Origin of the sequence: Phascolarctobacterium succinatutens YIT 12067 (genome assembly GCF_000188175.1) — a bacterium.
Classification (GTDB): domain Bacteria; phylum Bacillota; class Negativicutes; order Acidaminococcales; family Acidaminococcaceae; genus Phascolarctobacterium_A; species Phascolarctobacterium_A succinatutens.
Window position 1 is genome coordinate 1 of sequence record NZ_GL830884.1, and the last position, 26,183, is coordinate 26,183.

Sequence of the window (26,183 nt, forward strand, 5' to 3'; positions counted from 1 at the left end):
TGATTTGTGTCTAAAATTTGTTGACTAGTGCAAGGGAGCCGGGTTTGATCCCCTAATACATCGTTTAACCTCACGCTGTCGCTGGGAAGGATAACAATTTCGCCCGGATAAGCGGTGTCTGTCCGAACAATTTCCCCTTTGGATGGAATACGCATCTCTGTGATTTTCAGCTTTTCTCTCCCGGCCAGGGCCACCGTATCCCGCAGGCGCAGCGTTCCGCTGTATAGCCGCAGATAGACACGCCGCTGGCCGCAATCGGTGTACTCAACCTTGAAAACGCTGCCGCATAGGGTGGCGCTCCCCTGTTCCCCAATCGGTTGGAACAGTCCTGTCACCGCATCCATCAACGGTTGAATGCCAAGGCCCTTTTTGGCGCTGCCATGATAGACCGGAAACAGGGAGGCTTCTTGAACCCGCCGCTGTTCCTCCCGCGCAAGTTTTTCCTGGCTGATTGGTTCTCCTGCGATATACTTTTCCAATAATGCATCGTTATTTTCGATGACCGCATCCCATGCTTCTATGTCGGTATTTTCCTCCAGGACTATTTCCGGGGACAGCGACACCGTCTGCTTGATGATAATATCGGCGGAGAGCTTATCCCGAACAGACTGAACCACGCTCTGCAAATCAACGCCAGCCTGGTCGATCTTGTTGATAAAGATAACGGTGGGAATGTTCATTTTCCGCAGGGCATGGAACAGAATACGGGTCTGGGCCTGCACGCCATCTTTCGCGGAGATCACCAAGATGGCCCCATCTAAAACAGCCAAAGAGCGGTACACCTCCGCCAAAAAATCCATGTGGCCGGGCGTATCCACAATGTTAACTTTACATCTGTGCCACTGGAAGGAAGTGACTGCCGCTTGAATGGTAATCCCACGCTGCCGCTCCAAAAACAAGGTGTCCGTCCTCGTTGTCCCTTTTTCGACGCTCCCTGGTTCTGAAATGGCTCCACTGGCATATAGCAGACTCTCCGTCAAGGTCGTCTTTCCAGCGTCTACATGGGCAAGAATTCCAATATTGATTATTTTCATGTGATTGTCCTCCCTTTACTGCCCCGAAGGGCATAAAAATCCCCAGCAGTAAAATACTTTTACCACTGGGGATGATAATTTGCGGACATACACATATACAGCATACACCTGTTTGTGAGTGCTGTTTTTGGGGATATGTCAAAATTGATAAGGCAAAAGTATTCTTAAATTGGGTACAAAAAACTAAGCCCCTACAAAAGGAGCTATCATAATCCTTTGTTCCCACTATTTGATTATAGTTTTATTTAATAATACCTTGCCGCATATTTTTTACTCCTTTTCTGGATTAAATCATTGTATCACATCAGTTTTAGGAAAGCAAGTACCTAAAAGAAATTTTTCTTCCCCTTATATGTAACAATCATACCGGCTTCCTAGCGTTCAGAATGTTTTCTGCTGTCTGCTGTGGTGTTTGGTTGGAATTGTCCAACCAAAAGCCGATCCGTGGTGTTGTCTGCATTTTACTAAATACAAATTCAATGTATACAGAAAGATATAAGGAGTGGGAGGGATTCCGCCGTAGTTGGCATTGTAGGAAAATCCAAAAGTTTAGATTTTCCCACAATGCTTATCTTTTGGTCTTTGGTTCGGAATAGTGTAGTGCTGGCGGTCTATCTCTTGTTTTCGGTTGCTTGCTTCCTTACCGTACATGAGCATTATCCGCGGTATCAAAACTCTGCCGCTGCGTATGGAGCAGCACCAGAAAAATGCTTTTACCATTGCGAAATGGCTGCAGAAGCAACCGCGTGTACAATATGTTTTATATCCCGGTCTGGAAAATCATCCCGGTTATGAAATCAATAAAGCGCAGACCACCGGCTTCGGCGGCATGATTTCCTTTGCTGTAGACAACTCCGAAACAGCACTCCAAATTCTTGAGGGCGTCAAGCTCATCAAATTTGCCGAAAGCCTCGGCGGTACGGAAAGCCTGATAACCTATCCGATTCGCCAGACGCATACCGACCTTACTGCCGAAGAATGTGCCGAAAAGGGGATTACGGATTGTCTGCTGCGCTTCTCTACAGGCATTGAAGCAACGCAGGATCTTATTGACGATCTGGCACAGGCCTTTACTGCAGTAGAATAATTTATAAGAATAAAGTTTGGTGATAAATTATGACTAAATACGATTTTAACAAAATAATCGACAGACGTAACACAGACTGCCTAAAATACGATTTTGCCATTCAACGTGGTCGTCCGGCCGACGTTTTGCCTTTTGGGGTAGCAGATATGGATTTTCCTATTGCCCGGGAAATAAAGGAAGCACTTATTGAACGCTGCCAACATGCTATCTTCGGCTATAGCGAAAGCACAGAAGCATATTTTCACGCTGTCCGCGACTGGTATACTAAGCATTTTAACTGGAGCCCCAAAGCAGAATGGCTCACCAAGACTCCCTGCATAGTTTTTGCCCTTGCCATGGCAGTAAAGGCCTTCACTAAAAAAGGTGAGGGCGTACTTGTACAGCAGCCGGTTTACTATCCTTTCAGCGAGGTTATCGAAGATAATGAGCGCAAGCTGATTAATTCACCGCTCATTCTGAAAAATGGTCATTATGAAATGGACTTTGCCGATTTGGAAGAAAAAATCGTCGCTAACAATGTTAAGCTGATACTTTTATGCTCACCGCATAACCCCGTAGGCCGTGTCTGGACACGCGCTGAACTGCAAAAGGTAGGCGATATCTGCCTTAAGCATGGTGTAATTACCGTAAGTGATGAAATTCACGGTGATTTCGTCTGGGGAAATAACTCTCAGACGGTTTTTGCAAGTTTGGGTGAGCAGTACGAGCAAAATTGCGTAATCTGTACTGCTCCCAGCAAAACCTTCAACATTGCCGGTCTGCAGGTATCCAATATCTTCATTCCCAACAAAAATTTACGTCGCCGCTTCCGCAAGCAGGTAGCGGCAGCAGGCTACAGCCAGGTAAACACCTTAGGCCTTGTTGCCTGTCAGGCAGCCTACACTTATGGCGAGGATTGGCTGCAGCAGGCGAAGGCTTATATCGAAGATAACATTAAATTTATTGATGCTTATCTGAAGCAGAACCTGCCGCAGATTAAGCTGCTCCACTCTGAGGGGACATATCTGATTTGGCTCGACTGCAGCGCCTTAGGCCTTACAGCTGCTGAACGCGAGCAGTGGCTCTGGCATAAAGCACACCTCTGGCTCGACGGCGGCGGTATCTTCGGCAAAGAGGGAGAAGCCTTTGAACGTATCAACGTTGCCTGCCCCCGTGCGCTATTATTACAGGGACTTGAGCAGCTGAAGCAAGCTGTTCATGAATTAAATTAAATTTATTAATTTAATTATTTCTTCGATGTAACTGAAAAACTGCTGCCTTCTTTGTAGCAAAAGTAAAGGCAGCAGCTTATTTTTATTTTCGATATACCTTTGCAGTCTCATTATTCCGTCTTGTAAATTGACGCCGATTTGTATATAATGCAAATAAGCTATCCTATGCTTGTTTTCTGTAACGCTCTTACCGGAGCAGATAAAACAGCGGAACAAATTGGTTTTAAAGCTATAATAAAATATAATAAACTTGATCTTTTTATGCTTTTGCCACTATGCAAAAGCATAATGAAGCAGGAAGGGAGCAGGAAGGGAGCATTATATGAAACGTGAACAAATATCCAAAAACATTGTTGCCGATCTCAAGGAGCTGGCAGCCTTAACCTCTGATGCAGACGGAGCACAACGCGTTGCCTGGACACCGACATTCAAGAAAGCAACGGAATGGTTTACTCAAAAGATGCAGGCAGCAGGTGCCGATGTCTGGACCGATGCCGCAGGCAACAGCTGGGCCAAATTTGCCGGCGAAAGCAAGGAGTGCATTGTTATCGGCAGCCACCTCGATTCCGTACCTGACGGAGGCTGGCTGGACGGCGCTTTAGGCGTTGTAGCAGGCATGGGTATCGGTGCCTATGGTCTGGCAGATAAAAAGCCTGCCAAAACTCTTTACGTTGTCGGTTGGGCAGATGAAGAGGGTGTAGCTTTCGGTAAAAGCTGTCTTGGCAGCAGTGCTGTCAGCGGCATTGTCACGAGCAAGGATGTGCTGCCCTTAATCCATCAGGAAAACGGCCGCAGCTTCAGCGATGTCTGGCAGGAATACGGCCTTGATGCCAACAGAATAGGGGAGGCACACACAGCCTTTGCCAAGCTGCCTGTTAAAGCCTATTTGGAGCTGCACATCGAGCAGGCACCGCTGCTGGCTTTAGCCAAAAAAAGCGTAGCCTGCGTTTACGGCGTTTGCGGCTGTAACCGCCAGTACATCACCTTCCGCGGGCAGCAGGGACACTGCGGTTCTCCGGTTGCTTTGCGTCAGGATGCCTTTATTGCGGCAGCGCAGACCACCCTTGATTTACGTGAAATTGCCCTCAAATATGATTCCTATTGCACTGTAGGCAATATTGAGGTCAAGCCTGACCTGACTACTATTTCTCCGGGCTATTGCCGCATTTCGCTGGACCAGCGCAGCATTAAGCCGGAAACAATGCAAACGATAGTTGCAGAAGCCAAGGCTGCGGCGCAAAAGCATGCGCAGGATGGCAGGCTCACTGTAGAGTTTGAGCCTATCTGGCAGGCAGCACCGATTCTGTTTGATGCGCAGCTGGTAGAGGACTGCAACGCTGCCGTAGAGGAGGAAACAGGTGCAAGACACAGCATGTATTCCGCACCGCTGCATGATGCCGTGCCTCTGAATGCCGTTGTACCTTCGGTAATGATGTTCGCCCAATCCGATCCCGGTATTTCTCACTGCAAGGAAGAAAACACACCGCAGCCGCAGCTGGAGGAGGCTATCCGTGCCTTCATCCGTCTGGCAGAAAAAGAGCTGGGGACAAGCTTTGCAGAGTAAGCACTAAAGTCCGCTGCAACCTTGCAACAAAATAATTTTATATATTTATACGACAAAAGCAGCTTCTGCGACGCAGAAGCTGCTTTGCTTTTTATACGGCATATTTATTTTATTAAATCCTTCAATCCGCGTATCCGCATAACCTTCCAGGTAAAGCACAGACTGCGCAGCGACTGGTCCAAAAACATCGGTACCCAGGCGCCAACAATACCCAGCTTGCAATAATAGATAAAGAAAGCCGTCATCAGAGGACGCAAAACGGTAATCAGCACAAAGGAATAGACGGCAACGGCAGTAGTCTGACCGCTGCCACGCAATATACCTGCAGTAATAATCGTATGCCCCTGCGGTATGCAAACTGCTGCCACCCAGAACATTACCGTCTCACTGATAGCAAGTGCCTGCGCATCCTGCGAATAAACGCTGAAAATCGGCACGCGTGCGGCATACAGGATAATAAAAGAGGCAACGGAAAGTCCCAGGCCCCATTTAAAGCCTATACTGCGGCAGCGCTTCCAGGTTGCATAATCAGCGGCACCGCGCATCTGCCCGGCAAGCACCATATTAGCCTTACCGAAGCCGAAGATAAAATCATAAGAAAAATCGCAGATATTATAGCAAATGCTGTGTACTGCATAGGGCAGAGTACCAAGACGCGCAGTCATCCAGCCATAGGCCAGCATACCGATGCGTTCCGCTCCCAGCTCACTGAAAACACCGCCGAATACCGGCATAAATTCCCGCCAAAATACTTTGTCCGGCAGCTGCAGCAGACCGTCACTGAAAAAGCCCTCATGCTTCATAATCCAGACGGTGATACCAAGAGTACACAGAGAGCCGATAATCGTGCTGATTGCCGCGCCACGCACACCCCAGCCGGCAAAACTGCCAAAGCCTGTAATGAGAAAATAATTGCAGACGATATTCACTACATTGCCGACAATATTGCTTTTCATAATAGCGCTTGTCCGGCCTACACCTAACAAGGTTCCCTGTAACAAGAGTGACAGTGAGTTTAGCAGTACTGCAGCTACGGCAATATTGCCGTAAGCCAGCGCCAGCTCCAGATAATCCCTCTGCGCGCCCATCAGCACCACCAGCTTCTCAAAAAAGCCGTAAAATAGCAGATGCAGCACTACAAGCAGGATACTGTTGACAGTAAAGCTTTGGCGCAGCAAAACCTTAATAGTGGAATATTGTCCGGAACCGAATTTATTCGCTGTCAGAATCGTAACTGCTGATGCCAGTGAGCGCGATACTGTCAGCAGTACCAGGCGCAGCGGCAGAAAAATACTTACCGCTGCTATGGCCTTAGCACCCAATACGCCTACCATAATTAAATCAGCCGCAGCCAGAAAGGTCATAAAAATGCCCTCCAACGCAGCGGGGAGGGCAATACGCAAATATTTACCTGTTAATGAATCATTAAAGCTCTTCATTTTCTAGAAAACACATACGTTAAAACAAATAAACAAATTTATTCAGCATCCTCTTCATGATGAATTGCTGCCAAAGAAACAACCTTGTCATCATCGTTCAAGGTCATCAGCTTTACGCCCTGGGTATTACGGCCATATTGGGAAATCTGGTCCACATCGGTACGGATAATCAGACCGGCTGCAGTAATCATCATGATTTCCTGATCCGGATTAATAACCTTCATGCCGATTACCAGACCGGTTTTTTCGGTAATCTTCATGTTGATTATACCCTTGCCGCCACGAGTCTGCTTACGGTATTCCTTAACCTCGGTACGCTTGCCCATGCCGAATTCAGTTGCCGTCAGCACCTCGGAATCCTCATCGGAAACGCTGTCCATAGCTACAACCTCATCGCCGTAGTTGAGGGAAATACCCTTTACGCCATGTGCGGTGCGTCCCATAGTGCGTACATCCTGCTCATCAAAGCGGATGGCAATACCGTTACGGGTTGCCAAAATGATTTCGCTGTTGCCGTCAGTAAGCTCTACACCGATCAGGTCCTCATCATCGTCCAGATTAATAGCAATCATGCCGTTTTTGCGAACGCTTTCCAGATCCTTAAGGTTGATTTTCTTGACGGTACCCTTATTGGTAGCCATAAACATGTACTGCTCTTCTCTGAATTCCTTCACCGGAATAACAGCTGTAATCTTTTCACCGGGCATCAATGCCAGCAGATTGATAATAGCTGTGCCCTTGGCAGTGCGGCTTGCTTCGGGGATTTCATAGCCCTTCTGGCGATATACACGGCCACGGTTGGTGAAGAAGAGAATGTTATGGTGAGTAGTGGAGAGGAAGAGATGCTCTGCGGAATCATCAATCTTCTTGCCGCTGCCGCCGGTTTTGCCTACGCCGCCGCGTTTTTGGCTGCGGAAGTTGTCCAGAGTCTGGCGTTTGATATAGCCCTGATGGCTGATGGTTACAACGATATCCTCTTCGGCAATCAGATCCTCAATATCCATTTCGGAGCTGTCGATGGAAATTTCGGTACGACGCTCGTCACCAAAGCGCTTCTTCATTTCCTGAAGGTCTTCCTTAATAATGTTCATAACCTTGTGCTCATCTGCCAATACGCTTTCCAGCCAATCAATGGTTTCCAGCAGGTCGACATATTCTTCGTCAATCTTCTTGCGCTCCAGGCCGGTCAGGCGCTGCAGACGCATATCCAAAATAGCCTGTGCCTGACGCTGGCTCAGCTTAAAGTTTTCCATCAAAGCGGTGCGGGCAATTTCTGCTGTCGCGCTACCGCGGATGGTGCTGATTACAGCATCAATATTATCCAGGGCAATCTTTAAGCCCTCTAAGATGTGAGCTCTGTCCTTGGCCTTGCCCAGCTCGTAGCGGGTACGTCTGGTAATAACGTCCTTCTGGTGCTCCAGATAGTATTCCAGCACCTGCTTAAGGTTCAGGACACGCGGCTGGCCGTTAACCAGCGCCAGCATGATGATGCCAAAAGAGCTTTGCAGGGCGGTATGCTTGTACAAACGGTTCAGAACAACGTCAGGAACAGCATCGCTCTTCAGCTCAACAACAATCTTCATGCCGTCTTTAAGGCTGGAGAAGTCATCAACCTTGGTAATGCCTTCGATTACGCCGTCCTTAGCCAGATTAGCAATATCCTTAATCAGGTTAGCTTTATTAACCTGATAGGGGATTTCGGTAATAACGATATGGTGCTTACCCTTGTTGGCAGGCACGATTTCAGCCTTAGCGCGGATTTTTACTACGCCACGGCCGGTGTTATAAGCGCTGGTAATACCTTCTTTACCCAAAATGCAGGCACCTGTCGGGAAGTCAGGACCTTTGATAGCCGTCATCAGCTGCGGAATTTCCACATCCGGGTTATCAATCAGCATAACAAGGCCGTTAACAACCTCGCACAGATTGTGCGGAGGAATATTGGTAGCCATACCTACCGCAATACCGGCACTGCCGTTAATCAGCAGAGCAGGGACCTTTGAAGGAAGTACGCTAGGCTCTTTTAAGGATTCATCATAGTTAGGTACAAAATCAACTGTATCCTTTTCGATATCCTCCAGCATTGCCTCAGCAATTTTAGCCATACGTACCTCGGTATAACGCATTGCTGCCGGACTGTCGCCGTCAATACTGCCGAAGTTACCATGGCCGTCTACCATCAGATAGCGGGTAGAGAAATCCTGCGCCAGGCGCACGATTGCATCATATACGGAAATATCACCATGCGGGTGATATTTACCTAAAACGTCACCGACGATACGAGCGGATTTTTTATAGGGCTTCGTCGGAGTCATGCCTGCTTCCTGCATTGCGTATAAAATACGGCGATGTACAGGCTTCAAGCCATCGCGGACATCAGGTAAAGCACGTTGGATGATAACGCTCATCGCATAATCGATATAGGATTTTTGCATTTCCTCTTCGATATATACGGGAAGAACTTTACCAGTGGTATTTTCTAAATCCACTTTATCACCTTTCCTTTACAAAAAACAATATTACAACCAGATAACTGAGGCAAAAGGCCTCACCTCAGGTTATTTTAATAATATCTCATAAACCTGCTTGCCAATCAGCAGGGTGGTAACCAATAAATACAAGGGACGCACATAGGAAGCACCCTTTTTAATTGCCAGTCGGGTACCGACAACAGCACCGGCAATCATTGCCGCAGCCATAATTAGGCCGTAGCTCCAGATAATCGTGCCGCTGACAGCGAAGGATACCAACGCTCCCACGCCGCTGGCAAAATTCAACGCCTTGGCATTACCGGCAGCCGTTACAAAATCATATCCCAAATATAAAAAGCCAAAAATTAGGAAGGAGCCTGTACCGGGACCGAAGAAGCCATCATAAAAGCCCATGGCAAACGCCATAACGATGGCACCGATTAAAGCCTGCATACCAAGCTTTTCTACCGTACCGGCATCGCCCCAATCCTTACGGCGATAGGTATAAACAGCAACAGCAACCAAAAGCACGACGATAATATTTTTCATCAGCTGCTCCGGCAGCAGATAAACTACGTAGGCACCTAAGGCTGAACCGATAAAGGAAAGCGGCATCAGCGTAAAGGCTGCCTTTTTTATTTTACCGGCGCGCCAAAAGGAGAGCACGCTGGTAAAGCAGCCGATAGAGGCTGCCAGCTTGTTTGTTCCCAAAGCATATGGAACAGGCAAGCCTAGGCTCAACAGGGCAGGGGTGGAAATTAAACCGCCGCCGCCGACAGTAGAATCAATAAACGAAGCTATAAAGCCTGATACAATCAGGAAAATAACTGTCGTAGTATCTAAATTCGCCACAAAAGTTTCCAAAAAATTCCCCTCATTTCAGTGGCTAGTAATTAGTTGTTAGTGGTTAGCAAGCGGAACTCATTATGCCAAATATCAGGCTGCACGGCTTCACTGCACACTATTTACTAATCACTGCTTACTTTTCACTGTACACTATACACTATTAACTTTTAACTATTTACTTCCTTCCGCCCAACGGATATAGATTCCTAAAGCACCGCTGTGACAGGTGCAGCGGATTTTTTCGGTACCTTCCAGAACCTCATTGCTGATAGCGTAAGGGTAGAGCTGGCGCAGTGTTGCCTGCTGCAAGGGCCAGCGCACGCCGGTAAAATCTACTACCGTGCTTTCGCTTAAGGGCAGCAGTGAAACAGCTTCCTCCGCAGCCTGCAGCTTCAGCTCTACGCTTTCGCCCTCTGTCAGCAGCAGCATAAATTCCTTGTCATCCGCCAGTATAACACGGCAGCCACGCTGCTTTTTTACTCCCATAAGAGTATAAACGTTGCTGTATAAATGGTCGAAGCGTCCGCCCCAAATACCGCTGGCAAGAATGTCTCCCTCAGGAAGATTATGCAGCAGCAGCTGCAGGTCGGTATCATCCTTAGCAGGATTAAAGCTGTGCACCTCTGTGCCTGCAGCACGCGCCTGCCTGTAAACAGCCTGCGATGAGCTGTCGCAGTCACCGAACAGCTCCGCCGGCACACAGCCAGCTGCAAAGCAATACTCGGCGCCGCGGTCGGCGCAGTAAATTTTCTTATCGCTGCTGACGCTGTGCAGCCACTCAGTTTTCGGTCCGCGTCCGCCTGCAACCACCAGCAAAGTGTCAGCAGGGGAAAGTGCAGCAGCGTGATGTTTCACGTGAAACATTACGCGCAGCTCCAGCTCAGGCAATACAAAAAGCTTAGCAGCCATTATTTTTTCGCTACAGCGACAGGCTTAATCACAATTTGGCCGTTTTCCTTAAGAACCTTCCAGGTGCAGTCACCATTCTTGTTCTTCAGCCATTCCATGCTGATTTCCAGAAGAAAACGGTTCAGACGCTCCTGCGCATCCTCCGGCAGCAGCAGCTCTTTTTTAGCAGGTGCCTTAGCACCCTTTAATTTGCTTTGCTTATCCTTTTCATCCGCATACATACCATTTTCAAAGGTCAGCTCTTCGCTGAAGCCCTTCAGCATATCTGCATCGGAAAGTCCTTTTTTAATTTTAACCATTTAAAGCACCTCTTTTTATGCTACAAGCCTGCTTACAGGTCCAGGTTACGAACCTTCTTAGCATTGTCCTCGATAAACTGACGGCGCGGCTCAACCTTATCGCCCATCAGAATGGAGAAAATGCGATCTGCTTCCGCAGCGTCTTCCAGATGAACCTGCAGAATAGTACGTGCAGCAGGATCCATAGTTGTTTCCCACAGCTGGCCGGGGTTCATCTCGCCTAAGCCTTTGTAACGCTGTACATACGGGTTAGCATCGCGGCCAACCTCGTCGAGGATTTCCTGCAATTCTTCATCGCTGTAAGCGTAGTAATGCTGCTTCTGGTTTTTACGGATTAAATACAGCGGCGGCTGTGCAATAAACACATGGCCTTCCTTAATCAGGGGCTGCATATAACGGTAGAAGAAGGTCAACAGCAGCGTACGGATATGCGCACCGTCGACGTCGGCATCTGTCATAATAATAATCTTGCCATAACGTGCCTTCTCCAGATTAAAGTCATCGCCGATACCACAGCCGAAGGCGGTAATCATATTACGGATTTCTTCACTGCTCAGCACCTTATCAAGACGTGCCTTTTCTACATTAAGGATTTTACCGCGCAGCGGCAAAATAGCCTGGAAATCACTGTTACGTCCCTGCTTGGCACTGCCGCCTGCAGAGTCACCTTCGACCAGATAAATCTCGGTATCCTCAACGTTACGGCTCTTGCAGTCAGCCAGCTTGCCGGGAAGTCCGCCCAAATCCATAGCGTTCTTACGGCGTGTAAGCTCGCGCGCCTTGCGTGCTGCCAAACGGGCGCGTGCAGCAACAATAGCCTTTTCCACCAGCTTTTTGGCAACCTGCGGATTTTCCTCCATAAACTCGGCCAGAGTATCGCCGACCAGATTATCAACGATAGGCATAACCTCGCTGTTGCCCAGCTTAATTTTAGTCTGGCTTTCGAACTGCGGGTTCTGCACCTTCAGGCTCAGAACTGCGGTTAAGCCCTCACGCACATCATCACCGCTCAGCGCATCCTCATTTTCCTTGAGCATATTGGTTTTACGCGCATAAGCGTTAATTGTGCGTGTCAGCGCCTTACGGAAGCCGCTGAGATGAGTACCGCCTTCTTCGGTGTTGATGTTGTTGACATAGGTGAAAATATTCTCGCTGTAGGTATCACAATATTGCATTGCAACCTCAACGATAACAGCATTCTTTTCACCCTCCAGATAAATCGGCTTCGGATTTATTTTATCCTTATCCTTATCCATAAATTCAACGTATTCGATAATACCGCCGGCAAAATGGAAGGTTTCACTCTTATCCTCGGCACGTTCATCGGTCAGGGAAATAGTAATGCCCTTATTCAAAAAGGCCAACTCGCGAATACGCAGACGCAGAGTATCATAGCTGTATTCCGTTTCCGTAAAAATGGTAGCGTCAGGTTTGAAATGTACTGTGGTACCGGTAGTTTCGCAATCGCCCTTTTCGTAAAGCTTTTTCGAGGTTTTACCCTTAGCAAACTCAATGCCGTAGCATTTGCCGCCGCGGCGCACCTCAACCTCCATGTGCTCACTCAAAGCGTTAACGCAGGTAACACCGACACCATGCAGACCGCCGGAAACCTTATAGCCGCCGTCACCGAACTTACCGCCTGCATGCAGTACTGTCATGATAACCTCAACAGCAGGCTTCTGTTCCTTTTTCATCATATCCACGGGAATGCCACGGCCGTTATCGATAACCGTAATGCTGTTATCCTTATGGATAATTACCTTGATATCACTGCAGTAGCCGGCCAAAGCCTCGTCAATACTGTTGTCCACAACCTCATACACCAGATGGTGCAGACCGCGGGAGGACGTACTGCCGATATACATAGCAGGTCTTTTGCGTACAGCCTCCAGGCCCTCTAAAACGTGAATCTGTTCCGCGTTATAGTTACCCTTGACCGCTGTAGCTTCTTCAATATCAATATCCTGGGTCATATTTACCTCCGTTTTAAAATTTCTAAATTAGTATAGACAGCGCCGTCCAGAAAACCTGATTCAGCGCGTTTTTTCAAAGTCACCGAAGAAATCGAGGACAAATACATTGTATCATCGGTCAGAACGCAGCTGTAATAGCCTTCGCCGCCGGAAGCATCGACTACCTTATAGCGGGAGCCGTACTTCTTGACGAAATCGTCATAAACCACTGACTGAGGGTGATTCAAATTAAAAATAGCGATTATTTCACTGTTTTTTACCATGTAATCTACTCCCAAATGCAGATACACCCTGATCCCTCCTTAAATAAGTCAAAGCATTTTCATACAGTGCAAGGGTAATGTCCTCAGGCTGCTTTTCCAGCAGAAACATTACCGCCAGCAGGCTTTCCTTCTTATCGGCAAAGCCGCAGCGCACCCGTTCAAAATAGTAGCTTTGTAAGTTTTCCTTTACAGCCGTAAATAATATTTTATCACATTTATAGTAGGCCAGACAATCTTCATACTTCAGCCAGGGCTGAATCCGCAGCAGCTCCGCCAGCTTGCTGCGCAGCTCCTCGCGCTGCTCGCGCTCGCAGATGCTGCACATATCCAGTCCCTTGCGCATTTGGGCACCGCATATTGGGCATTTGGTATATTCCGCAGGCGGTTCAGGCGGCTCGGCCTGCTTTTCCTTTTGCTGCTGCTTTCTGAAAAAGCTGCCGGTATGAAAATAAACCTTTTTAATCAGCACGCGTCCCAGCAAAAAGGAGTTGATTTTTTGCAGAAACAGCTGCTGCATCATATAAAGCTCGTTGGCCAGCATACTGTTGGCCGTGCGCACATAAAGCTCGCTGCCGCTGATTTTTTCGATAGCACAGCTGCGCGCCAGATTTTCGCCCACAATCTCCGTCCATCTGCTTTCCAGATAATGCTGCAGATAGGCCAGCTTGATTTCCGGCGATATATAAGCCTTTTTATAGGTACGGCGCGGATCAAACAGACGGCGGATAACCTCCTCCGCAGCCTCTAAATTCTCAGCATACATAATCAGGCCTCGCTTATACTGCCACCGGAAATTTTAAAGTAAGCATTACCGGCGAGCTCCGGTATCAGCTCGCGGTCATTTACTGTAATAAAGGTCTGCACTCTGCCGTCAATAAACAGCAGCAGCTGAGCGCGGCGGCTGTTATCAAGCTCGCTCATTACGTCATCCAAGAGCAGAACAGGGAATTCGCCCAGCTCGTTTTTGACATACTGCAGCTGCGACAGCTTCAGTGCCAGAGCACCGCTGCGCTGCTGCCCCTGTGAGCCGAAGGCCCGCAATGAAAGACCGTTGAGCAGAAGCTGCAAATCGTCGCGGTGGGGACCGATGCCCGTATTACCGCGCAGAATATCAAGGCGCTGACGCTCCGACAGCTGTTCACGGTAAAAATCCTCTGCTGCCGCCTCGGCAGACTGCGGATAGAGCAGAGTGCTGTTGTTAGCCTTCTGCTCATAGCGCACCTGCAGCATTTCGCTGCCCTTGGTAATGGATGAATAAATCTCTCCGGCAATAGCCTGCAGCTTGCCCAAAGCCGCCAAACGTCTGCGGACAATAGCTGCCGCCAGACGGATGAACTCCTCGTTCCAGGGCTGCAGTATATCAGGAGTGCCGCCGTTATCGCGCAGCTCCTTCAAAAGACGGTTGCGCTGCTGCAGAACACGGTTATACTTCAGCAGCAAATCGTAGTAGACAGGATCTGTCTGGGCAATCTGCATATCAAAGAAGCGGCGTCGCAATGCAGGCTCACCCTTGACCAGCTGCAGGTCCTCCGGCGAAAACATCACCGTATTCAGGGCACCGTAATGCTCCTTGGGACGCACGCGCGCACCGTCGAGCAGTATTTCCTTCTGCCAGCGTTCATGCTGACGGTATTTTTTTATTTTTACCTCATGGCTGCCGCTGACGCTGGCATATTCCACGCCTACGGCCATAGCGTCGGCACCCATTTTCAGCATTTCCTCTTCGGCGGAGGTACGGTGCGACATACCGAAGGCACTGTAAAAAATAGCCTCCAGCAGATTAGTTTTTCCTTGGGCGTTCTGCCCGTAAAAAACATTAATCATAGATGAAAGCTGCAGGCTGCAGCTTTCATAGTTGCGGAAATTAACCGCATAAAGACTGTTGATTTTCATTAAGCTTCTTTGGCAACGGTCAGCTCTATCTGGTCATCAATATTTACTACATCGCCGGGATGTACCTTTTTACGTTTTTCCGTTACCAGCTGGCCGTTCAGGCGGACAACGCCATCTTCAACCATCAGAAATGCCTGGCCTCCGGTATCAGCAACACCGGAAAACTTCAGCAGCTTATCCATAGTAATAAATTCTGTTGTGATTTCTACAGTTTCTTTTTGCATAATTCCGCTCCTTAGAAAACAACACGTACCGGTGTTACGATGTAGGTATAATCCGGTTCATCGGCACAGGTAACACATACCGGGCTGAGAGAGGTATTCATGGATAAAACAGCTTCCTCTGCTTCCAGGTTCTTCAGGATATCCAGAATATATTTGGCATTAAAGGCAACATTTAGCGGATCACCGATAGTCTGGCAGGAAACAACCTCCAGGCCGGTACCTACATCCGGGCTGCTGCTGGTAATAGTAATTTCGTCGGCAGCTACGCTCATTTTGATGATGCTGTAATCACCGTCGGTAGAGAAAAGAGCAACACGCTCGACAGCGCCGGCAAGCTCTTTGATGTTTACCTTACTGGTCAGAGCGAATTTCGGCGGAATAACACGGCGATAATCAGGGAACTGACCTTCAATCAGACGGGAAACAATAACTATATTATCGATAACAACCATAATCTGGTTATTGAGCAGGGAAATAAGTACCTGCTGCGGTACCTCACCTGTCAGGTTACGGGAAATTTCGCCCAAAACCTTGGACGGAATAATCATGCTGAGCTCTTCATTTCCCTCATAGGGCAGAGATTTGATAGCCAGACGATGGGTATTGGTGCCGACGAAGGTAATTTTGCCGTCTTTAGCTTCTACCAGAATACCGGTAAACAGAGGTCTTGCTTCATCGGTAGAGCAGGAGAAGATAGTCTTTTTAATCAGTTCTTTAATCATGCCGTCATCAAGGGCAATGGTTCTGTCTGCATCAAAGGTGGGAAATTTAGGATAATCATCTTCATTCATTAAGAAGAGCTGATATTCGGATTTTCCGGAGCTTACTTTAATAGAGTGCTTTTCTTCATTTTTGCTGATAGTCAGGCTTTCAGCAGGCAATTTACGGATAAGGTCGGCAAAGTGCTTGGCAGAAACAACTATTTCCCCCGATTCGCTGATTTCCGCATCAATGGTGCAGGAAATAGCCATATTTAAATCCATAGCCTGTATTTCCAGCTTGTTATCTGCTGCGATAACATGGATACCGGAAAATATAGGTGTGCTTGGTTTGGAAATAATTGCTCTTTGAACTGTCTGGATTGCTTTATTTAAGCTGTTGGTATTACAGGAAATTATCATTTGTTCACAGTCCTCCTTGGTTTTTTAATACTGTTATAATATATAAAAAGTAGTCGACGTAGTAGTAGGGTCTGTTAGTTGTGGGGAAAAGTGCTTTGAGCGTAGCTGTGATGCATTATTTCCCATGTATATAAGGCTGTTGATAACCGGGAAATAATATACACATAATCTACAGGCTAAAATTTTATCAACTTATGCTCAAAAGTTATACACAGTTTAAAGGGGAGTTATCAACAGTTTTTGTGGATAATTTTTTTACTGTTATTGCCGCAGGATTTCGATGATTTCCTGCAGCTCGTTTTGGAAGGCGAGGTTACTGTTTTTGAAGTTGCTTATTTTTTCGTAAGCATGGATAACGGTGGTATGGTCGCGTCCGCCGAAGAGCTCACCGATACGCGGATAGGATAAATCAGCCAGCTCACGGCAAAGATACATAGCAACCTGGCGCGGGAAGGCAATGTTTTGCGTACGCTTTTTGTTGAACAGCTCGTCCTGCTTAACATTGTAGTGGTCGGCAACAACCTTGATGATGCCTTCATAGGTGATGGTTCTGGTTTTGATATCGTTGCCCATGTCGGAAAGAACCTTTTGCGCGGTTTCTACAGTGATGGGCATGTGCATGAGGGAGGTGTATGCTACTATTTTATTGTAGGCACCCTCGATTTCACGGATGTTGGTGGCGATGTTGGTGGCCAGCAGGGTGATGACCTCAGTCGGCAGGACGATATTGTCCGATGCGGCCTTGGTACGCAGGATAGCCATACGTGTTTCCAAATCCGGAGTCTGGATATCTGCTGTGAGGCCCTGATCAAAACGGGAACGCAGGCGGTCCTCTAAGGTTTCGATTTCGCGCGGAGGACGGTCACTGGAGATGATGATCTGTTTATCGGCATCCTTCAGTGCATTAAATGTATGGAAGAATTCTACCTGCGTCTGCTCCTTGCCCTTCAGAAACTGGATATCGTCGATAATCAGGCAGTCAATATTGCGGTATTTCTGGCGGAAGGCCTCAGTTGTTTTGTTCTGGATGGAATTGATGATTTCGTTGGTGAATTTTTCACTGGAGGTGTAGAGTACCTTCATGCTGGGGTTGTTCTGCTTAATGCGGTTGCCGATAGCGTGCATTAAGTGTGTTTTGCCCAGACCAACGCCGCCGTACAGGAAAAGCGGGTTGTAGGCGTGTGCCGGGTCATTGGCTACTGCCTGCGCTGCCGCATGGGCGAAGCGGTTGGAGTTGCCGATAACGAAGGTTTCAAAAACGTATTTGGGGTTCAGGTTGCTTTCATCGGGCTGCTGCACAGAGGTATTTTCATTAAACAGCTGCTGCTGTTCGCGCTTGGCAGGTACAGCCGGCATTTCTTCAGCTGCTTCCGATCCGCTGCTGCCGTTGTCCATGGTTTCGATGATGAGCTTGATATTTTTGCTCATAATGCCGGCCAGGACACCCTCGATAACCTGAGCGTAGTTTTCCTCCAGCATTGTTTTAAAGAAGTCGTTTTTGACAGCTACTTTATAGTAGGTATCTGTCACCTCTAACGGCATAATCGGCTTAATCCAGACATTAAAGACTTTTTCATTAAAGGATTCCTTTAATTTGTCCTTACATCTGACCCAGATTTCCGCTAAATCATAGGAATTCATATAGATACATCCTTTCTCGCTGATTTTAGAAAAATAAAAACGACAGCCTGCATTGCCCGCGGAAGGGCGGTGTAAGCGCCGGTTTAAGTGAAGCTAGATATACACATATATTTTATCAGACTGTGGATAACTTCGCAAATTTTCAAGAAAAATTTCTGAGATGGCAGAAAAATGGCTGTTTTTACTTGACGAAGTTTTTATTTTCCCATATAATGAGTTAGTAATACCTTGCGTGGTGCAGTACGTGCTGATGAAGGCGCATTGTTACTGCGTTGGTAGAGCAAATAACAGCTATCAATATTCACATAAATTAGAAATTGATAAAATTTTGCGGTGGATAAGGAGGGAATACTGAATGAAGCGTACTTTTCAACCTAACAATCTCAGAAGAAAAAGAACTCATGGTTTCAGAGAAAGAATGAAAACTTTGGGCGGTCGTCAAGTTCTCAAAAGAAGACGTGCTAGAGGCAGAAAGAAATTGTCTGCATAACATTATAAAATAGGCCGCGCAAGTGGCCTATTTTTTCCATGCGGGCAGGTGTGCATTTGATGCAAAAGAAAAAGTTTACTTTAAAAAAATTAAATCGACTTAAATCGAAGAAAAGCTTTCAGATTGTCTATGTAAAGGGACGCACTGTTGTCGATGCTATGTCGGTTTTTTATATTCTCCCGGATCAGGGCGAAGATATAAAAATCGGTCTGGCGGTAGGCAAGAAGCTGGGCTGTGCTGTGGTGCGCAACCGTGTCAAGCGTCTGATGCGTGAAGTATTCCGCATGCATAAGGCAGAACTCAAAAAGGGTTACCATATAGTCTGGGTAGCTCGCAAGAAGCTGACAAAGGCTGATTACAAGACTTTTGAGCGTGTATTTTTAAGACTGGCAAAAAGAGCAGCTCTGCTGCAGTAATAAGGATAGAAGGCTATGAGCAGGTTACTGATTTTGTGTATAAGATTCTACCAGATTTTTATATCACCGCTGAAACCGCCGACCTGCAGGTTTTATCCTACATGTTCAGCGTATGCTATTGAAGCGATTCAGAAGAAGGGTCCTGTGAAGGGAACGTGGCTGGCGATTAAGCGTATCGCAAAATGTCATCCTTTTCATTCGGGCGGTTATGACCCTGTGCCATAAGCATACTATTAAGCTATAACACTTTGTTTTTTAAGGAGTGATATCTTGGATTTTCTCGCTAATATCGTACAACAGGTGTTAACTGTGCTCTACAATTTTACTGAGAGCGTCGGTATACCGAACCTTGGCCTGGCTATTGTGTTAATGACAATTATTATTAAGCTGATTATGTATCCGCTGACTCAAAAGCAGATTCAGTCAACTAAGGCTATGATGGAAATTCAGCCGAAAATGAAGGCTTTACAGGAAAAATATAAGGATGATAAACAGCGCCTGAATATGGAGCTGGCTAATTTATATAAGAGCGAAGGCGTTAATCCGCTGGCAGGCTGTCTGCCGCTGCTCATCCAGATGCCGATTATGATTGGTATTTTCTACGGTATCCGTGATTACAACTATGCAGCACATCCGGAAATCGTTACCAGCTTTTTGTGGCTGGCTGACATTTCCAAGGCAGACCCGACCTATGTTCTGCCGGTGCTTTCCGCATTAACTACTTTTATTCAGACCAAGCAGACTATGCCGGCAAACGGCGGTGGTGCACAGAACAAGATGATGATGTACTTCATGCCTCTGTTCATCGGTTATATCAGCTTGACCTTCCCGGCAGGTTTGGTACTGTACTGGGTTGTTATGAATATTATGCAGATTGCACAGCAGTCTATTATGAACAGAGCTGCTGCTAAATAAGCGTGTAAGCGTATAGGAGTTGGTAAAGATGGCTTTTGTTGAGAAGACCGGTAAGAGCGTGGACGAAGCTGTTGCAGCAGCTTTGGCAGAACTGAATGTTACTGCCGACCAGGCTGTTGTTGAAGTATTAGAGGAAGCAAAAAAGGGCTTTTTAGGCTTTGGCCGTAAGGATGCCCGTGTACGCGTAAGCGTTAAACCTGCAGAAGCAGAGGCAGAAAAACCTGCTGAGGCTGCACCCGCTGCTGAAAAAACCGTCAGCGAGGCTGCTGCCGACGCTGTAGCTGCAGTAAAGGTGGCTGCAACCGTAGCTGCCGGTGCTCTGGCTAAAAAGGCTGATGCTGTGAAGGCCGATGCAGCTGTAGCTGCCGAGGATTTCAAGAAGAAGGCTGCAGATGCTAAGGATGATGCAGTTGATGATGCTATCGCAGCGCTGAATGCTTTAAAGAGCGAGCGTCGCGAACGTCAGAACCGCGAACCGCGTAAATACAATGTAAGTGATGAGGCAGTTGCTGCTGCTAAGGAATTTTTGCAGAAAATCTTCAATGCTATGCATATTGAGGTTGCTATGGAAAAATTTATCAACAAAAATGACGGCAGCGTTACCCTCCGCCTGCATGGTGATGATATGGGTATTTTAATCGGCAAGCATGGACAGACCTTAGACAGCTTGCAATACCTTACTAATCTTGTTGCTAACAAGAATAGCAACGAGCGTGTGCGTGTAATTATTGACGTTGAGGATTACCGCGACCGCCGTATCGAAACTCTTAACCGTCTGGCAGCACGTCTGGCAGATAAGGTTAAACGTACCGGTGAGCGCGTAGCCCTGGAGCCTATGAATCCGCACGAACGCAAGATTATCCATATGGCATTACAGGGTGACCGTCGTGTTACTACTCTGAGCGAGGGCGATGAGCCTTATCGTCATGTGGTTATTGAGCTGAAAAAATAAAATAAAAAGCAAGGCTGTCGCGTTAAGTTAATCAGAGGCTTATTTGCGGCAGCCTTTTTTACGTACTGAGCTTTTTTATGCAGTACAGATAAAAGAAGGAGGGTCATATGGCTGAGGATACGATTAGTGCTGTTACTACGGCTCTTGGCGAAGGTGCTGTAGGTATTGTGCGTATTAGCGGACCAAAGGCGTTGGCGGTAGGTGAGACCTTGTTTAAGGCGGCTTCCGGCAAGGCGCTTGGTGCATATCCTGTGAATACGCTTGCTTATGGCCATGTTTATGATACGGACGGCAGCCTTGTAGATGAGGTGCTGGCGGTGTATATGCGTGCTCCCCGTTCCTATACGGCGGAGGATGTGGTTGAAATCCAGTGTCACGGCGGTGTGCAGCCGCTGCAGAAGATTCTGCAGCTGACTTTTGCTGCCGGTGCGCGTCCGGCGGAGGCCGGCGAGTTTACGAAGCGTGCGTTTTTGAACGGCAGGATTGATCTGACGCAGGCTGAGGCTGTTATGGATATTATCCGTTCGCGCAGTGAGGCGAGTTTGAAGCTGGCTGCGCGTCAGCAGCAGGGACAGCTTGCAGGTGAGCTGCGCAGCCTGCGTAAGCAGCTGGTGGATATTGTTGTTAATCTGGAGGCTGTGATTGATTATCCGGAGGAGGATATCGAGGATGTTACCTATGGCAGGGTGCAGGAGAGCCTGAGTACTGTCTGCAGCGGGATTGAGCATCTGCTGGCGCATGCGCATACGGGCAAGATTTTGCGCGAGGGCTTGCGTACAGCTATTGTTGGCCGTCCGAACGTGGGCAAGTCGAGCCTGCTAAACGCTTTGCTACGGGAGGAGCGTGCTATTGTTTCGCAGTATGCCGGTACTACGCGTGATGTTATTGAGGAGCAGCTGCTGCTTGACGGTGTGCCGTTGGTGCTGGCTGATACGGCGGGTATCCGTGCTACCGATGATTTTGTGGAGAAAATTGGCGTGGAGAAGAGCCGTCAGCTGTTGGCGGATTCGGAGCTGGTTATCTGCGTGATTGACGGCAGCGATGGCCTGACGGATGAGGATGAGGCGATTTTAGAGGCTGCGGCCGGCAAGCCCTGTGTGGTGATTGTGAATAAGAGCGATTTGCCGCAGCAGGTTGATTTGGCGCAGCTGCGAGAGCGCTTTGGCGCTGATAAGGTGATGACGCTTTCTGCTAAGACTCTGGTTGGCATTGAGGCGTTTACTGCCTGGCTGAAGAGCTATGTTTACGGCAGCAAGGGTACGCTGGGGGACGGTGCATATATTCAGAATGCGCGTCAGGAGCGTTTGCTGCGTGAGGCGCTGGCAGGTCTGCAGGATGCGGAGTTTGCGGCACAGGATTATTTGCCTTATGACTGCATTGTGATTGATGTGCGCTCGGCGATTGACCTGTTAGGTGAGATTACGGGTGATACAGTGCAGGATGAGATTATCAATGAGATTTTTGAGCGGTTCTGTATCGGTAAGTAGGGGTGTGCATCGCAACCCTTCCGTCTGCTCGCTGAAGCTCGCAGCCACCTTCCCTTTTAGGGAAGATATAATATTATTGCGAAGTTTTAACTTTGGTTATTACTATGAACTTTTACATGCTCCCTGAAAGGGAGCTGGCATCGCCGTAGGCGATGACTGAGGGTTGTGTAAGCGATATATTAATTGCTCGTTAGGGTTTTCTGCTAATTTCCTGGTTATCTCCCATGTAAGATGGTGATAGTCGGTACATATATTTTTAAGAGGTCTATTAAGATGAGTTATATTACAGATACATTTGATGTAATTGTTGTTGGCGCCGGCCACGCAGGCGTGGAGGCTGCGCTGGCTGCTGCCCGCCTGGGCGGTAAGACGCTGCTGGCGACGCTGTCGTTGGATAATGTGGCGCTGATGCCGTGCAATCCGTCTATCGGCGGTCCGGCAAAAGGCCATCTGGTGCGTGAGCTGGATGCTTTAGGCGGCCAGATGGGTATAAGTGCGGATTTGGCATGTATCCAGATGCGTCTTTTGAATACCGGTAAGGGCTATGCCGTACATGCTCTGCGCGGTCAGGAGGATAAGCCTTTTTATCACACGTTGATGAAAAAGATTGTCGAGGACCAGGAGAATCTGGAGCTGAAGCAGCTGATGATTGATAAGCTGCTGGTGGAAAACGGTGCGGTTGTTGGCGTAGAGGCCGAAACGGGCGAGGTTTTCGAGGCGAAGTGCGTTATTCTGGCTACCGGTACTTATCTGCGCGGCCGTATTGTTTACGGCCAGGTTAATTATGAATGCGGTCCTAACGGTCTGCGCAGTGCGCAGAAGCTGTCTGCTTCGCTGCTGGAGAACGGCGTGGAGCTGATGCGCTTTAAGACCGGTACGCCGGCGCGTATTGATGCCCGCAGTCTTGATTACAGCAAGATGGAGCCGCAGTACGGCGATGAGGAGGTGCGCAACTTCTCCTTTATCAGCGATATCAAAACACGTGAGCAGGTTCCTTGCTATCTGACCTATACGAATGAGGCTACACATAAAATTATCCGCGATAATCTGCATTTATCCGGTATGTATAACGGCATGATCGAGGGCGTCGGCCCGCGTTACTGCCCGTCTATCGAATCTAAGATTGTGCGCTTCGCCAATAAGGAGCGTCATCAGCTGTTTATCGAGCCGGAGGGACGCAGTACCAATGAAATGTATGTACAAGGCATGAGTTCTTCTTTGCCGGCGCACATTCAGCTGCAGTTTATGCAGACTATTCCCGGACTGGAGCACTGCAAGATGATGCGTGCGGGCTATGCTATCGATTACGATTGCCTTGATCCGCTGCAGCTGCGTCCGTCGCTGGAGCATAAGGCTATCAGCGGCTTGTTCAGTGCCGGTCAGTCCAACGGTACCAGCGGCTACGAGGAGGCTGCTGCCCAAGGTCTGATGGCAGGTATTAACGCAATGATGAAGATTAACGGACGCGAGCCGCTGGTGCTGCGCCGTGATGAGGCGTATATCGGCGTGCTGATTGATGACCTTGTTACCAAGGGCACGTCCGAGCCTTACAGAATGATGACCTCGCGTGCGGAATACCGTTTGCTGCTGCGTCAGGATAATGCTGATTTGCGTTTGACGGAAAAGGGCAGAGCTATTGGTTTGGTTGATGATAAGCGCTACGGCATTTTCACCGAAAAGCGTACTGCTTTGGAGCGCACAGTGAGCGAGCTGGGCAAGCAGAATATTTCTCCCAGTGCGGAAAACAATGCTAAGCTGGATGCTATGGGTACGGCGCCGCTGCGCAGCGGCAGCAGTCTTTTGGATTTGCTGCGCCGCAAGGAGGTTACCTACAGCAAGCTGCAGCAGGCCTTCGGTTTGTCGGAGCTGGCACCGCAGGTTGCGGAGCAGGCTGAGATTTTCGCCAAGTATGAGGGCTATATTACGAAACAGCGTCAGGAGGTAGAGCGCTTTATGAAGCTGGAAAACAAGCGCCTGCCTGATGATATAGATTATCGTGCGATTAAGGAGCTTTCCAGCGAGGCTGCTGAAAAGCTGGACAAGGTGCGTCCGGCGAATATCGGTCAGGCATCGCGTATCAGCGGTGTGTCACCGGCTGATATCAGCGTGCTGATGATTGCGTTGGAGCTGAAGCGCCGAAAGGAGCAGGAAGAATGACCTTTGCAGAAATTTTAGCCGAAAAGGGTGCGGAGGCCGGTTTGAGCTTTACGCCGCTGCAGCTGGAGCAGTTCAGCCGTTATTACGAGCTGCTGGTGGAAACCAATAAGGTGATGAACCTTACCGCGATTACCGAGCCTGAGGAGGTTGCCGTAAAGCATATGGTAGACAGCCTGCTGGCCTACGAGGCGGAGATGGCCGGTAAAACCCTGGCGGACGTGGGCACAGGTGCCGGCTTTCCCGGTGTGCCGCTGAAAATCTACTGCCCCGAGCTGAAGGTAACTCTGATAGATTCTTTGGGCAAGCGCCTGCGCTTTTTGCAGCAGGTGATTGAGGAGCTGGGGGTGAAGGGCATCCGCTGCGAGCATTTGCGTGCAGAGGATGCGGGCCGTGATAAAAAGCACCGCGAAAAATATGACTATGTAACGGCGCGCGCTGTGGCACGTTTGAGCGTGCTGAGCGAATATTGCCTGCCGCTGGCCAAAAAGGGTGGTCAGTTTATCGCCCTGAAGGGCAGCAAGTTTGCGGAGGAAATTACCGAAGGAGAGGCTGCGGTAAAAATTCTCGGCGGCAAAATTCTCAGTGCGGAGCCTGTAAAATTACCCGGTCTGGATGATGGACGTGCTATAATAAAGATAGCTAAAATCAAAAGCACACCGGCGCAATACCCGCGTAAGGCTGGTACGCCGGAAAAACAGCCCTTAGGCGCTAAATAGGGGGAAAACATATGTTAGTAGATGATGGATTTTCGGTATTGGATACAGATTGCGGTATTATCGGCGAGCGTAAGGCCGTTAATGAGGTGAAGGTAGTCAAGGTTCCCATCGGGCAGATTTTCCCCAACCCTTATCAGCCGCGCAAGAGCTTTGACGAAGCAGCCTTAGAGGAGCTGTCTGCTTCCATCGCCCAATATGGTGTGCTGCAGCCTCTTTTGGTATCGCCGACTGAGGACGGACGTTATCTGCTGATTGCCGGCGAGCGCCGTCTGCGTGCTTCCCGTATGGCGAAGCTGACGGAGGTACCGGTGATTATCAGCGATTATACTACGCAGCAGATTGCAGAGATTGCGCTGATTGAAAACCTGCAGCGTGAGGATCTGCATTTTCTGGAGGAGGCCGAAGGCTATGAACAGCTGATGGAGCAGTTCCATCTGACGCAGGAGGCTATGGCTGCGCGCGTAGGCAAGAAGCAGTCTACTATCGCCAACAAGCTGCGTTTGCTGCGCCTGTCGCCTGCTGTACGCAAGGTGCTGGTGGATGCCGGTCTGAGCGAGCGTCATGCGCGCGCACTGCTGAAGCTGGATGATGATGCCAAGCGTCTGGAGGTGCTGGAGGTTGTTGTTGCCAAGAATTACAGCGTGCGCCAGACCGAGGAATATATCAACAAGCTGTTGGAGGACAACCAGCAGGAAAAACGCCGCCGTATGGTGATTGTCAACGATGTCCGCATTTACCTGAACAGTATTAAGCAGGTTGTCAACGCTATTAAGGATGTCGGTATTCCGGTTAATATGGAGCAGACGGTGGAGGGCGATGAGGTCATCGTCAGCGTCCGCATCAAGAACCAGAAGAAGCCGAAGGGCGGCAACAGCAAGCCCCTGTTCTGAAAATGATAAGGAAGGAAGATTCCTGTAGCAACGATAAAAGCAGAGAGCTGTGTTTCACGTGAAACACAGCTCTCTGCTTTTTTGTACAAGGAGGTGGATGATTATACTCCGACTGCTGCCGCAGCCGTTTTCTACCAGAATTTGAGCATCTGGAGATACTCTTTTTGAAGCCCTTTTCCGCTGGG

The 26,183-nt window shown here is 48.5% G+C and carries 24 protein-coding genes and 1 pseudogene; 12 read left to right on the forward strand and 13 right to left on the reverse strand.

Annotation, left to right across the window (positions count from 1 at the left end):
- Positions 1-1,034: GTP-binding protein (locus HMPREF9443_RS05060; protein ID WP_009145447.1), on the reverse strand; the 1,034-nt coding region annotated here is incomplete at its 3' end.
- 655 nt (positions 1,035-1,689) lie between these two features.
- Here HMPREF9443_RS05060 and HMPREF9443_RS05065 point away from each other — a divergent pair.
- The 3 genes and pseudogenes from HMPREF9443_RS05065 to HMPREF9443_RS05075 form a co-directional block, all read left to right on the forward strand.
- Positions 1,690-2,121 (forward strand): annotated as a pseudogene (locus tag HMPREF9443_RS05065) (PLP-dependent transferase); the annotation flags it as partial.
- A gap of 29 nt (positions 2,122-2,150) precedes the next feature.
- Complete coding sequence (locus tag HMPREF9443_RS05070) at positions 2,151-3,332, forward strand: MalY/PatB family protein (protein WP_009145450.1); 1,182 nt, start codon at positions 2,151-2,153, stop codon at positions 3,330-3,332.
- A gap of 322 nt (positions 3,333-3,654) precedes the next feature.
- Positions 3,655-4,896, forward strand: coding sequence for a hydantoinase/carbamoylase family amidase (locus tag HMPREF9443_RS05075; RefSeq protein ID WP_009145453.1), 1,242 nt, complete (start codon positions 3,655-3,657; stop codon positions 4,894-4,896).
- Between the two features lie 104 nt (positions 4,897-5,000).
- Here HMPREF9443_RS05075 and HMPREF9443_RS05080 read toward each other — a convergent pair whose 3' ends face one another.
- The 12 genes from HMPREF9443_RS05080 to dnaA form a co-directional block, all read right to left on the reverse strand.
- Entirely contained in the window at positions 5,001-6,335 is a 1,335-nt protein-coding gene (locus HMPREF9443_RS05080; protein WP_009145454.1) for an MATE family efflux transporter, read from the reverse strand.
- 38 nt (positions 6,336-6,373) lie between these two features.
- Positions 6,374-8,824: a DNA gyrase subunit A gene (gene gyrA / locus HMPREF9443_RS05085; protein ID WP_009145455.1), complete on the reverse strand. Its 2,451-nt coding sequence runs from the start codon at positions 8,822-8,824 to the stop codon at positions 6,374-6,376.
- Positions 8,825-8,893: 69 nt separating this feature from the next.
- Positions 8,894-9,658, reverse strand: a complete 765-nt coding sequence (locus tag HMPREF9443_RS05090; RefSeq protein ID WP_009145456.1) for a sulfite exporter TauE/SafE family protein — start codon at positions 9,656-9,658, stop codon at positions 8,894-8,896.
- A gap of 165 nt (positions 9,659-9,823) precedes the next feature.
- Positions 9,824-10,561 (reverse strand): thiamine diphosphokinase, encoded by a 738-nt coding sequence (locus HMPREF9443_RS05095; protein ID WP_009145457.1) that lies wholly within the window; start codon positions 10,559-10,561, stop codon positions 9,824-9,826.
- Positions 10,561-10,860, reverse strand: a complete 300-nt coding sequence (locus tag HMPREF9443_RS05100) for a hypothetical protein (RefSeq protein WP_009145458.1) — start codon at positions 10,858-10,860, stop codon at positions 10,561-10,563. The genes HMPREF9443_RS05095 and HMPREF9443_RS05100 overlap by 1 nt, the downstream gene beginning before the upstream one ends.
- Positions 10,861-10,892: 32 nt before the next feature.
- Entirely contained in the window at positions 10,893-12,833 is a 1,941-nt protein-coding gene (gene gyrB / locus HMPREF9443_RS05105) for a DNA topoisomerase (ATP-hydrolyzing) subunit B (RefSeq protein WP_009145459.1), read from the reverse strand.
- Positions 12,834-12,835: 2 nt separating this feature from the next.
- A complete protein-coding gene (gene remB, locus HMPREF9443_RS10325; RefSeq protein WP_009145460.1) occupies positions 12,836-13,096 on the reverse strand; it encodes an extracellular matrix regulator RemB in 261 nt (86 codons plus the stop codon).
- The gene (locus HMPREF9443_RS05110) at positions 13,080-13,859 is read right to left on the reverse strand and encodes a DciA family protein (protein WP_009145461.1); all 780 of its coding nucleotides are present in this window, start codon (positions 13,857-13,859) and stop codon (positions 13,080-13,082) included. Before HMPREF9443_RS05110 ends, remB begins: the two co-directional genes overlap by 17 nt.
- A 2-nt stretch (positions 13,860-13,861) precedes the next feature.
- Positions 13,862-14,989, reverse strand: a complete 1,128-nt coding sequence (gene recF, locus HMPREF9443_RS05115; protein ID WP_009145462.1) for a DNA replication/repair protein RecF — start codon at positions 14,987-14,989, stop codon at positions 13,862-13,864.
- Entirely contained in the window at positions 14,989-15,213 is a 225-nt protein-coding gene (locus tag HMPREF9443_RS05120) for an RNA-binding S4 domain-containing protein (RefSeq protein WP_009145463.1), read from the reverse strand. Before HMPREF9443_RS05120 ends, recF begins: the two co-directional genes overlap by 1 nt.
- 11 nt (positions 15,214-15,224) lie before the next feature.
- Positions 15,225-16,334 carry a DNA polymerase III subunit beta gene (gene dnaN / locus HMPREF9443_RS05125; protein WP_009145464.1) on the reverse strand — a complete coding sequence of 370 codons (1,110 nt, stop codon included), beginning with the start codon at positions 16,332-16,334 and terminating at the stop codon, positions 15,225-15,227.
- Between the two features lie 261 nt (positions 16,335-16,595).
- A complete protein-coding gene (dnaA, locus tag HMPREF9443_RS05130) occupies positions 16,596-17,975 on the reverse strand; it encodes a chromosomal replication initiator protein DnaA (RefSeq protein ID WP_009145465.1) in 1,380 nt (459 codons plus the stop codon).
- A gap of 355 nt (positions 17,976-18,330) precedes the next feature.
- Between dnaA and rpmH the strand changes: the two genes are divergently transcribed.
- The 9 genes from rpmH (at position 18,331) to HMPREF9443_RS05170 (ending at position 25,998) form a co-directional block, all read left to right on the forward strand.
- Positions 18,331-18,465, forward strand: a complete 135-nt coding sequence (rpmH, locus tag HMPREF9443_RS05135; protein WP_021718820.1) for a 50S ribosomal protein L34 — start codon at positions 18,331-18,333, stop codon at positions 18,463-18,465.
- 59 nt (positions 18,466-18,524) lie between these two features.
- On the forward strand, positions 18,525-18,881 hold the full coding sequence (rnpA, locus tag HMPREF9443_RS05140) for a ribonuclease P protein component (protein WP_040565072.1): 357 nt from the start codon (positions 18,525-18,527) through the stop codon (positions 18,879-18,881).
- 15 nt (positions 18,882-18,896) lie between these two features.
- Complete coding sequence (yidD, locus tag HMPREF9443_RS10560; RefSeq protein WP_071585659.1) at positions 18,897-19,106, forward strand: membrane protein insertion efficiency factor YidD; 210 nt, start codon at positions 18,897-18,899, stop codon at positions 19,104-19,106.
- A 45-nt stretch (positions 19,107-19,151) separates the two neighbouring features.
- Entirely contained in the window at positions 19,152-19,796 is a 645-nt protein-coding gene (locus tag HMPREF9443_RS05145; RefSeq protein ID WP_009145469.1) for a YidC/Oxa1 family membrane protein insertase, read from the forward strand.
- 28 nt (positions 19,797-19,824) lie between these two features.
- The gene (gene jag / locus HMPREF9443_RS10990) at positions 19,825-20,748 is read left to right on the forward strand and encodes an RNA-binding cell elongation regulator Jag/EloR (protein WP_009145470.1); all 924 of its coding nucleotides are present in this window, start codon (positions 19,825-19,827) and stop codon (positions 20,746-20,748) included.
- Between the two features lie 107 nt (positions 20,749-20,855).
- Positions 20,856-22,235 carry a tRNA uridine-5-carboxymethylaminomethyl(34) synthesis GTPase MnmE gene (gene mnmE / locus HMPREF9443_RS05155; RefSeq protein ID WP_009145471.1) on the forward strand — a complete coding sequence of 460 codons (1,380 nt, stop codon included), beginning with the start codon at positions 20,856-20,858 and terminating at the stop codon, positions 22,233-22,235.
- Between the two features lie 273 nt (positions 22,236-22,508).
- Positions 22,509-24,392, forward strand: coding sequence for a tRNA uridine-5-carboxymethylaminomethyl(34) synthesis enzyme MnmG (mnmG, locus tag HMPREF9443_RS05160; protein WP_040565073.1), 1,884 nt, complete (start codon positions 22,509-22,511; stop codon positions 24,390-24,392).
- Positions 24,389-25,108: a 16S rRNA (guanine(527)-N(7))-methyltransferase RsmG gene (gene rsmG, locus HMPREF9443_RS05165; protein WP_009145473.1), complete on the forward strand. Its 720-nt coding sequence runs from the start codon at positions 24,389-24,391 to the stop codon at positions 25,106-25,108. Before mnmG ends, rsmG begins: the two co-directional genes overlap by 4 nt.
- An 11-nt stretch (positions 25,109-25,119) precedes the next feature.
- Positions 25,120-25,998, forward strand: a complete 879-nt coding sequence (locus tag HMPREF9443_RS05170) for a ParB/RepB/Spo0J family partition protein (RefSeq protein WP_009145474.1) — start codon at positions 25,120-25,122, stop codon at positions 25,996-25,998.
- Positions 25,999-26,183 lie beyond the last annotated feature (185 nt).

Excerpts from the sequence above, each read along its gene's own strand:
- HMPREF9443_RS05070 (WP_009145450.1), top strand. The coding sequence starts at position 2,151 with ATGACTAAATACGATTTTAACAAAATAATCGACAGACGTAACACAGAC.
- HMPREF9443_RS05075 (WP_009145453.1), top strand. The coding sequence starts at position 3,655 with ATGAAACGTGAACAAATATCCAAAAACATTGTTGCCGATCTCAAGGAG.
- HMPREF9443_RS05080 (WP_009145454.1), bottom strand. The coding sequence starts at position 6,335 with ATGAAGAGCTTTAATGATTCATTAACAGGTAAATATTTGCGTATTGCC.
- HMPREF9443_RS05095 (WP_009145457.1), bottom strand. The coding sequence starts at position 10,561 with ATGGCTGCTAAGCTTTTTGTATTGCCTGAGCTGGAGCTGCGCGTAATG.
- HMPREF9443_RS05100 (WP_009145458.1), bottom strand. The coding sequence starts at position 10,860 with ATGGTTAAAATTAAAAAAGGACTTTCCGATGCAGATATGCTGAAGGGC.
- gyrB (WP_009145459.1), bottom strand. The coding sequence starts at position 12,833 with ATGACCCAGGATATTGATATTGAAGAAGCTACAGCGGTCAAGGGTAAC.
- remB (WP_009145460.1), bottom strand. The coding sequence starts at position 13,096 with ATGGTAAAAAACAGTGAAATAATCGCTATTTTTAATTTGAATCACCCT.
- HMPREF9443_RS05110 (WP_009145461.1), bottom strand. The coding sequence starts at position 13,859 with ATGTATGCTGAGAATTTAGAGGCTGCGGAGGAGGTTATCCGCCGTCTG.
- recF (WP_009145462.1), bottom strand. The coding sequence starts at position 14,989 with ATGAAAATCAACAGTCTTTATGCGGTTAATTTCCGCAACTATGAAAGC.
- HMPREF9443_RS05120 (WP_009145463.1), bottom strand. The coding sequence starts at position 15,213 with ATGCAAAAAGAAACTGTAGAAATCACAACAGAATTTATTACTATGGAT.
- dnaN (WP_009145464.1), bottom strand. The coding sequence starts at position 16,334 with ATGATAATTTCCTGTAATACCAACAGCTTAAATAAAGCAATCCAGACA.
- dnaA (WP_009145465.1), bottom strand. The coding sequence starts at position 17,975 with ATGAATTCCTATGATTTAGCGGAAATCTGGGTCAGATGTAAGGACAAA.
- rpmH (WP_021718820.1), top strand. The coding sequence starts at position 18,331 with ATGAAGCGTACTTTTCAACCTAACAATCTCAGAAGAAAAAGAACTCAT.
- rnpA (WP_040565072.1), top strand. The coding sequence starts at position 18,525 with ATGCAAAAGAAAAAGTTTACTTTAAAAAAATTAAATCGACTTAAATCG.
- yidD (WP_071585659.1), top strand. The coding sequence starts at position 18,897 with ATGAGCAGGTTACTGATTTTGTGTATAAGATTCTACCAGATTTTTATA.
- jag (WP_009145470.1), top strand. The coding sequence starts at position 19,825 with ATGGCTTTTGTTGAGAAGACCGGTAAGAGCGTGGACGAAGCTGTTGCA.
- mnmE (WP_009145471.1), top strand. The coding sequence starts at position 20,856 with ATGGCTGAGGATACGATTAGTGCTGTTACTACGGCTCTTGGCGAAGGT.
- mnmG (WP_040565073.1), top strand. The coding sequence starts at position 22,509 with ATGAGTTATATTACAGATACATTTGATGTAATTGTTGTTGGCGCCGGC.
- rsmG (WP_009145473.1), top strand. The coding sequence starts at position 24,389 with ATGACCTTTGCAGAAATTTTAGCCGAAAAGGGTGCGGAGGCCGGTTTG.
- HMPREF9443_RS05170 (WP_009145474.1), top strand. The coding sequence starts at position 25,120 with ATGTTAGTAGATGATGGATTTTCGGTATTGGATACAGATTGCGGTATT.